Genomic DNA, 6,723 nt, shown 5'->3' on the forward strand with positions numbered 1-6,723 from the left:
AGCTTATTTTTTATCGACATGATAGATTTGATATACATCTCTTTTCGACAAATCTCGATCTTTAGCGACTGTTTTAATCGCTTCTTTTGAATTCATACCTTTTTCATTTATATAGTGTTCAATATGATCATATACTGAAAGAGATTCCCACCATTGTTCTTCTGGAGCAGGTTCTTCTGTTGAACCAGCTACTAAAATACAAAACTCACCACGTACTTCATTTTGCTTCGTCCACTCAATTGCTTCTTGAATTGTCCCTCGAATAAATTCCTCAAATTTTTTCGTTAACTCTCGACACAATACAATCTCTCTATTTCCCAACACTTCCTGCATCGAAATTAAAGTATCATCTAAACGATGAGGCGCTTCATAAAACATCATTGTAGTTTGTACATAACGAAGCTTTTCTAACTCCATCTTCCGTTCCTTTTTGTTTCTCTGCAAGAAACCATAGAAATAAAACTGCTTTGTTTCAAGACCGGATGCAATTAATGCTGTAAGGGCTGCATTTGCTCCAGGAAGCGGAATTACATGATATTGCTCAGCTACTGCCTCAACAACAATATCGTAACCCGGATCAGAAATACACGGCATACCAGCGTCACTAACAAGTGCTACATTCTTTCCATCCTCTAACTTCTCTAATATTCTCTTTCCACTTACTTCTTTATTATGCTCATGATAACTCGTGACAGGTGTTTCAATTTCAAAATAATTACAAAGTTTTTTCGTTTGTCTCGTATCTTCAGCAGCAATTAAATCCACTTCTTTTAAAATTCGGATTGCACGAAATGTCATATCTTCTAAATTTCCAATAGGAGTTGGTACTAAATATAAAACTCCCTTTTCATTTTGTTGAAAGCTTTTTTGTTGCCACATAGCGTTCTCCTTTTTGCATATATGCCTCTTTTTGTTTTCTCGTTAATTGCTTAAAGTAATACTCCGCTTGCATAGCTGTACGTTTATCATCATGGGTCTCTACATATTTTAAAACGACAGGAAGCCTGACGCGTGTATACTTAGCTCCTTTGCCGCTATTATGAGTCTGTATTCGTTTTTCTATATGGTTTGTATATCCAGCATAATAACTTCCATCAGAGCACTCTACCACATAAAAAAAATGCTTATTCTTCTCCATATAAAATTGAACGTATCTCCTTTGTATATTCGTTATTGTTCTCATATACAACGAGAGGTGGTAAAATTTTTAAATCTGCATTTCCATCCTTAATTCCTTCAATTAACAATGTATTTGCTTCTTTTCCAACCTTAGGATAAACAAATCGCACACGCTTTGGTTCAATTTTATATTTACGCATTAATGTGACAATGTCGAGTAATCGCCCTGGACGATGTACAAACGCCACTTTCCCACCTTGTTTTACTAACTGACTACTTGCAGATACAACATCTTCTAATGTACACATAATTTCATGACGAGCTATCGCTAAATGTTCATTCATATTTTTCTCTGAAGTTTGAGGTGTTTGAAAATATGGTGGATTACATGTAACAACATCATATTGATGACGTCCGAGTTTCTCTGGCATATCTTTCAAATCTCCATGTATGAGGTGAATTCTTTCTTCCAGCCCATTATATTGAACACTTCTTACTCCCATATCATATAAGCGTTCTTGAATTTCCACACCAGTAATCTTTCCTTTTGTTCTTGTACTTAATAGAAGGGGGACAACTGCGTTACCTGTACACAAATCAAGTAAATTCCCCTTTTGAATTGGTACCCATGCAAAATCTGCCAGTAAAACAGCATCTAAAGAAAAATTAAATACTGATGGGCTTTGTATAATCTTCATGTCTTGCGCTAATAAGTAATCTAAACGTTCATCTTCATATAAATTCATATACTGCTCCTTTTCTTACCCTTAACCTACCCTATTTCATGTATAAAAAATTACCTTTCCAATTATAATTGGAAAGGTAATTTCACTTTTTATTTAAGAATGACAGACAGAACAAACAATCTCCCTCTTTACGTACACTTCCATAATGTAGATTGCAAATATGAAAACCTTCTTGATACAGTCTCGCTAAATTGTCATAGCCTTCACCAATATCTGTCTTCGGCTTCACTTCTTTACGCTTTTGAGTTTTTTGTTTTTCTTTATTCTGCACTTCTTCAAAACGGTGTCGCAAATTGTTATTTTCCATTTTTATATGCTGGTTTTCTTCCAACAACTCTGCAAGATGCTGTTTTAACTCTCCCAACTGTTTGTATAAATGTCCAATTTGCTCTTCCATACTAGAAACCGATTCAAAAATATCTTTTTTCTCCACAAGCACCCACCTCATTAATCTGTGGTTTGACTCGAAACGACCCCTTTATTCACTAACTCATCTAACGTATATTCTACTATCCGTTCCTTGTCTACTAGTTCCACTTGAATTAATCTTTCTAAAATATTTAATCCGATCACACGGCCAGTACCATGCGGGGTTTGTATACGTTGATCTAAATCAGGAAGTTGTTCCTTTGCTGCCTCATATTCATCATTCTCATATTTTAAGCAACACATTAAGCGACCACATAAACCAGAGATTTTTGCAGGATTTAATGATAAATTTTGATCCTTTGCCATTTTAATGGATACAGGTTCAAAATCTCCTAAAAAAGTAGAACAACAAAGCATACGACCACATGGACCAATACCACCTAGCATCTTCGCTTCATCACGAACACCAATTTGTCTTAGTTCAATTCTTGTTCTAAAAATTGCCGCTAAGTCCTTCACTAGTTCGCGGAAATCAATCCGACCATCCGCAGTAAAATAGAAAATAATCTTATTACGATCGAATGTATACTCTACATCTACAAGTTTCATATCAAGATTATGCTCTACTACCTTTTGCTGACAGACTTGATATGCTTCTTTTGCAGCATGTTTGTTCTCTTCAACAATGGTACGATCATTTTCATTTGCAATACGAATAACCTTTTTTAGCGGTAATACAACGTCGTTTTCATCAACTTGCTTTTTGGTAATAACTACTTTTCCGTATTCAATACCTCTTACCGTTTCTACAATAACAAACTCATTTTCAGAGATATCGAACTGATTTGGATCAAAGTAATATACCTTTCCGGCCTTCTTAAAGCGAACACCTACTACATCATACAAAACGGTCATCCCTCCTGCAACCGCAACACTAACTGTTCGAACACAAGCTGCGCATTTACATTAGCGTTGATTCTATTTTTTGCCTCTAATATATTAAAGAGAGCTGATACAATGCGCTTCTGAGCATAGGAAAACGATTCAAACATCTCTTTCTGCTCATGAAAAACAAGACGATCTTCTTCTCCAAGTTGAACATATAGTAAATCCTTATAAATAAGGAGTAACATATCTAACCCTTGCTGTAATTGTTCTTTCTCTCCAAAGTGTTTTCCCCATTTTTCTTGTACAAAAAAAATAGAGGTTTTATCTTTTTCGAGCGCTTCACATAATTTTATCACTAAAGCTCGTGCTTGTGCAAACCATTCATCACTACATAAAGCTAAAGCTTCATCAAAACTATTTGTGAGTTGAGCAGCAAGTGTCGATAAAGATGCTGTAATATCTTCTTCCTGTAATCTTCTAATTAAAGATTCTGTAGGTAACGGTCTAAACGTAACAACTTGGCAACGAGATAAAATCGTATTTAAAATTTGATGACTTTGTTCAGTAAGTAAAATAGCGGTTGTATCACTACTTGGTTCTTCTAAAAATTTCAAAAGTGTATTTGCCGCATTTGCCGTCATACGATCTGCGTGCTCAATAATATATAATTTTTTATTTGCCTCTAATCCTGTTTTTGAAAACTCTTCTTGTAAATCATGAATTTGCTGCTTCTTAATAGATAATCCGTCTGGTTTTACAATATGTAAGTTAGGGTGGTTACCTGAATCAATTCGCTTACAATTTGTGCATACATGACAGGGCTCTACTCCATTCCGCTGAGAACAGAGGAAACTCTTTGCCATTTGAATTGCTGTCGCAAACTTTCCCGTACCTTTCCCTCCCTCTAACAAGTAAGCGTGGGATATACGCTCTTTTGCAATGCTATTCATCAACATTTTTACACCGATGGGTTGTATAGCAGAAAGCTGCTCCCACGTCTTCATCATAATGCATACCTCACTTATTTCATTCTTTCCTTCTATTATAACAATTTATCTTCTATAATCTGAACAACTTCTTCTATAAGTTTTTCCATCGGCTGATCAGCATTTACCAATACAATACGCTCCGAGAAACGTTCTACAACTTGTAAATACCCTTCGCGCACACGTTTATGGAAAGAGATATCTTCCATATCTAGTCGATTTACTTCACGTCCTGCATCTTTTTCAATCCGAGCCAAGCCAACCTCAGGCTCAATGTCTAGATAAATTGTTAAACTAGGCATACAGTCCTCTGTTGCGAAACGATTTATTTCAAATACCTTATCCATACCCAATCCTCTTGCATAGCCTTGATATGCTAAAGAACTATCTATAAAACGATCACATAACACGAGATAGTTCTCATTAAGTGCTGGCATAACTTTTTCTACTAAATGTTGTCTGCGCGCAGCAGCATAAAGAAGCGCTTCTGTACGTGCTTCCATCATCGTATATTCTTGTTTATGTAAAATCGTCCTAATGTCCTCAGAAATTGCAATACCACCTGGTTCCCTTGTCGCCATTACCTTTTGTGCTTTTTGTTCAAAATATGGCAATAAGCTTTTAATTAACGTTGTTTTACCTGAACCTTCTGGGCCTTCAATTGTTACAAATAATCCCTTCATCCTAAAACCTACTTTCTATATCATACACTTTCATATATTTCGTATTACCTTGAAAACGAGCTCCTGCTCTCTCTAAATACATAATTTGCTCTTTATGCTCTGAAGTAATTCTCTCTCCATACATAACCAATGGAATCCCAGGTGGATACGGAATCACCATTTCCGCCGCTATCATTCCAACAGCCTCTTCTATAGATACTATCCTTGTTCCATATCTTTCTAGTTGTTTATACGTATACGGCAACGGAGAGAATTCACCTTTATAAGTATAACGAATAGATTCCCTCTTGTCTTTCACGTCATAATGTTGCAATGCTACTCGGATCATCTCTATAACCTTCATATACCCCTCATTTGCTTGCAGGGGTAAAATAAATAGGACATTGTACGGATCAGCCATCTCTGTATATATACCGACCTTTTCAAATACGGACTGTAATTCGTACCCTGATAACTGACAACGAGTTTGTACCGTAACCTTTAACTCGTCTTGCAACGGATATTCTAAAATGGCGATTTGGGGAATAGAACGTAACCGTTCCTTAAATCTCCGTAAAAACTCAACAATTTCACCATGACCTTCTTCTTTTATACGCGCCATTGTAAAGCGTGCTATATCCAAGGAAGCCATAATTGGATACGATGGACTACTAGATTGTAGCATACTTAAATAAGTAGTAACCTTCTCTTCGTCTACTAAGTGACTATTTATATGTAAATAGGAACCCATTGTCATTGCGGGTAATGTCTTATGTGCAGAATGCACTACAATATCTGCACCATATGTTAACGCTGATTTCGGGAATGGTTCTCCTAAACAAAGATGTGCCCCATGTGCCTCATCTATCAAAACAGGGATTTCATGTGCATGTGCAAAAGCGATGCTTGCCTCTAAATCCATCCCCATACCATAATAATTAGGATGCGTTAGAATGAGTGCTTTCGCATTTGGATATTTTCCAATTGCTTTCTTAATAATTTCATTACGAACTCCCACTGGTACATTATAAGTTTCATCAATCCATGGATCTAAAAAAATGGGATTTGCTCCCGCTAGTTTTAAACCATTAATAATTGATTTATGACAATTTCTTTGTACAAGAACAATATCATGTTCCCCACAACAAGACAAAATCATCGCTAAGTTCCCGACTGTTGAACCATTAATTAAAAAATAACTTTTCTTTGTATCATACACTTCAGCCAATAATTGTTGTGCCTCATCTATACATTCAAACGGACTATGCAAATCATCTAGTCCTGCTAACTCAGTTACATCAATAGATAGAATATCTTTAAACTCTCTTATTGCCTTCTGAGGGAAGTTTAAACCATTCTTATGACCTGGGACATGAAAGGATAACGGCCCTCTTTCTTTAAACTCGATTAACGCCTCATATAAAGGCATATGATTTTGATTCATCTACATCTCTTCCTTATTATTCATTCTCCATCTATTATACAGAACAAAAAAAATAATAGGCATATGCCTATTTAAAAATATGATACTTCTAATTTTCGAAGTTGCTTTAAATAATGTATATATTTCGGATCATCTGTCTCTGTATTCACCATATCCTTTTCACATTCATAACATATTAAATTATTATAAACATATATACCTTCTTTTCTTTTTGTCTCACAAACAATACAAACTTCACTTTGTAATTTCATAACCTTCCCTCCCTATTTAAGTGAACCTATTTTATACTTCTAATCCTTAACAATTTCCAGAAAAATATACACCCATCTCTTATATAATATGATTAACTCTTGGGCAACGTGTTTGTATTACCATTACTTCTTTCCCATTCTTTTTAACAATACAAAAAAACACAAGTCAAAAGACTTGTGTTTTTAGTTGCTTGGCGACGTCCTACTCTCACAGGGACAAGGTCCCAACTACCATCGGCGCTAGAGAGCTTAACTTCC

General features: G+C 35.6%; 9 protein-coding genes. All 9 read right to left on the reverse strand.

All coding sequences use genetic code 11. From position 1 onward, the window contains the following. Nucleotides 1-3: 3 nt before the first annotated feature. The 9 genes from rsmI to AC1Q8M_RS27510 all read right to left on the reverse strand — a co-directional run bounded on the left by rsmI (nucleotide 4) and on the right by AC1Q8M_RS27510 (nucleotide 6,465). Nucleotides 4-879: a 16S rRNA (cytidine(1402)-2'-O)-methyltransferase gene (rsmI, locus tag AC1Q8M_RS27470; RefSeq protein WP_000267824.1), complete on the reverse strand. Its 876-nt coding sequence runs from the start codon at nucleotides 877-879 to the stop codon at nucleotides 4-6. Beyond that, nucleotides 848-1,138, reverse strand: a complete 291-nt coding sequence (locus AC1Q8M_RS27475) for a GIY-YIG nuclease family protein (protein WP_000414350.1) — start codon at nucleotides 1,136-1,138, stop codon at nucleotides 848-850. Before AC1Q8M_RS27475 ends, rsmI begins: the two co-directional genes overlap by 32 nt. Beyond that, the gene (locus tag AC1Q8M_RS27480; protein WP_001055355.1) at nucleotides 1,125-1,865 is read right to left on the reverse strand and encodes a tRNA1(Val) (adenine(37)-N6)-methyltransferase; all 741 of its coding nucleotides are present in this window, start codon (nucleotides 1,863-1,865) and stop codon (nucleotides 1,125-1,127) included. The genes AC1Q8M_RS27475 and AC1Q8M_RS27480 overlap by 14 nt, the downstream gene beginning before the upstream one ends. A gap of 82 nt (nucleotides 1,866-1,947) precedes the next feature. Then, nucleotides 1,948-2,298, reverse strand: coding sequence for a DNA replication initiation control protein YabA (gene yabA / locus AC1Q8M_RS27485; RefSeq protein WP_000412063.1), 351 nt, complete (start codon nucleotides 2,296-2,298; stop codon nucleotides 1,948-1,950). A gap of 14 nt (nucleotides 2,299-2,312) precedes the next feature. Beyond that, nucleotides 2,313-3,140, reverse strand: a complete 828-nt coding sequence (locus AC1Q8M_RS27490; protein WP_000272429.1) for a PSP1 domain-containing protein — start codon at nucleotides 3,138-3,140, stop codon at nucleotides 2,313-2,315. A gap of 5 nt (nucleotides 3,141-3,145) precedes the next feature. Next, nucleotides 3,146-4,129 carry a DNA polymerase III subunit delta' gene (gene holB / locus AC1Q8M_RS27495; RefSeq protein WP_098361594.1) on the reverse strand — a complete coding sequence of 328 codons (984 nt, stop codon included), beginning with the start codon at nucleotides 4,127-4,129 and terminating at the stop codon, nucleotides 3,146-3,148. A gap of 35 nt (nucleotides 4,130-4,164) precedes the next feature. Continuing rightward, on the reverse strand, nucleotides 4,165-4,791 hold the full coding sequence (gene tmk / locus AC1Q8M_RS27500; RefSeq protein WP_000677220.1) for a dTMP kinase: 627 nt from the start codon (nucleotides 4,789-4,791) through the stop codon (nucleotides 4,165-4,167). Nucleotide 4,792: 1 nt separating this feature from the next. After that, nucleotides 4,793-6,214 carry an aminotransferase class I/II-fold pyridoxal phosphate-dependent enzyme gene (locus tag AC1Q8M_RS27505; RefSeq protein ID WP_001073004.1) on the reverse strand — a complete coding sequence of 474 codons (1,422 nt, stop codon included), beginning with the start codon at nucleotides 6,212-6,214 and terminating at the stop codon, nucleotides 4,793-4,795. 71 nt (nucleotides 6,215-6,285) lie between these two features. After that, the gene (locus tag AC1Q8M_RS27510) at nucleotides 6,286-6,465 is read right to left on the reverse strand and encodes a sigma factor G inhibitor Gin (protein WP_000776279.1); all 180 of its coding nucleotides are present in this window, start codon (nucleotides 6,463-6,465) and stop codon (nucleotides 6,286-6,288) included. Between the last annotated feature and the right edge of the window lie 258 nt (nucleotides 6,466-6,723).

This window comes from Bacillus sp. GW823-FHT06A10, assembly GCF_058795375.1.

Bases quoted from the DNA above. Each gene is read 5' to 3' on its own strand.
- rsmI (WP_000267824.1), bottom strand. From the start codon at position 879: ATGTGGCAACAAAAAAGCTTTCAACAAAATGAAAAGGGAGTTTTATAT.
- AC1Q8M_RS27505 (WP_001073004.1), bottom strand. From the start codon at position 6,214: ATGAATCAAAATCATATGCCTTTATATGAGGCGTTAATCGAGTTTAAA.
- AC1Q8M_RS27475 (WP_000414350.1), bottom strand. From the start codon at position 1,138: ATGGAGAAGAATAAGCATTTTTTTTATGTGGTAGAGTGCTCTGATGGA.
- AC1Q8M_RS27510 (WP_000776279.1), bottom strand. From the start codon at position 6,465: ATGAAATTACAAAGTGAAGTTTGTATTGTTTGTGAGACAAAAAGAAAA.
- holB (WP_098361594.1), bottom strand. From the start codon at position 4,129: ATGATGAAGACGTGGGAGCAGCTTTCTGCTATACAACCCATCGGTGTA.
- tmk (WP_000677220.1), bottom strand. From the start codon at position 4,791: ATGAAGGGATTATTTGTAACAATTGAAGGCCCAGAAGGTTCAGGTAAA.
- AC1Q8M_RS27480 (WP_001055355.1), bottom strand. From the start codon at position 1,865: ATGAATTTATATGAAGATGAACGTTTAGATTACTTATTAGCGCAAGAC.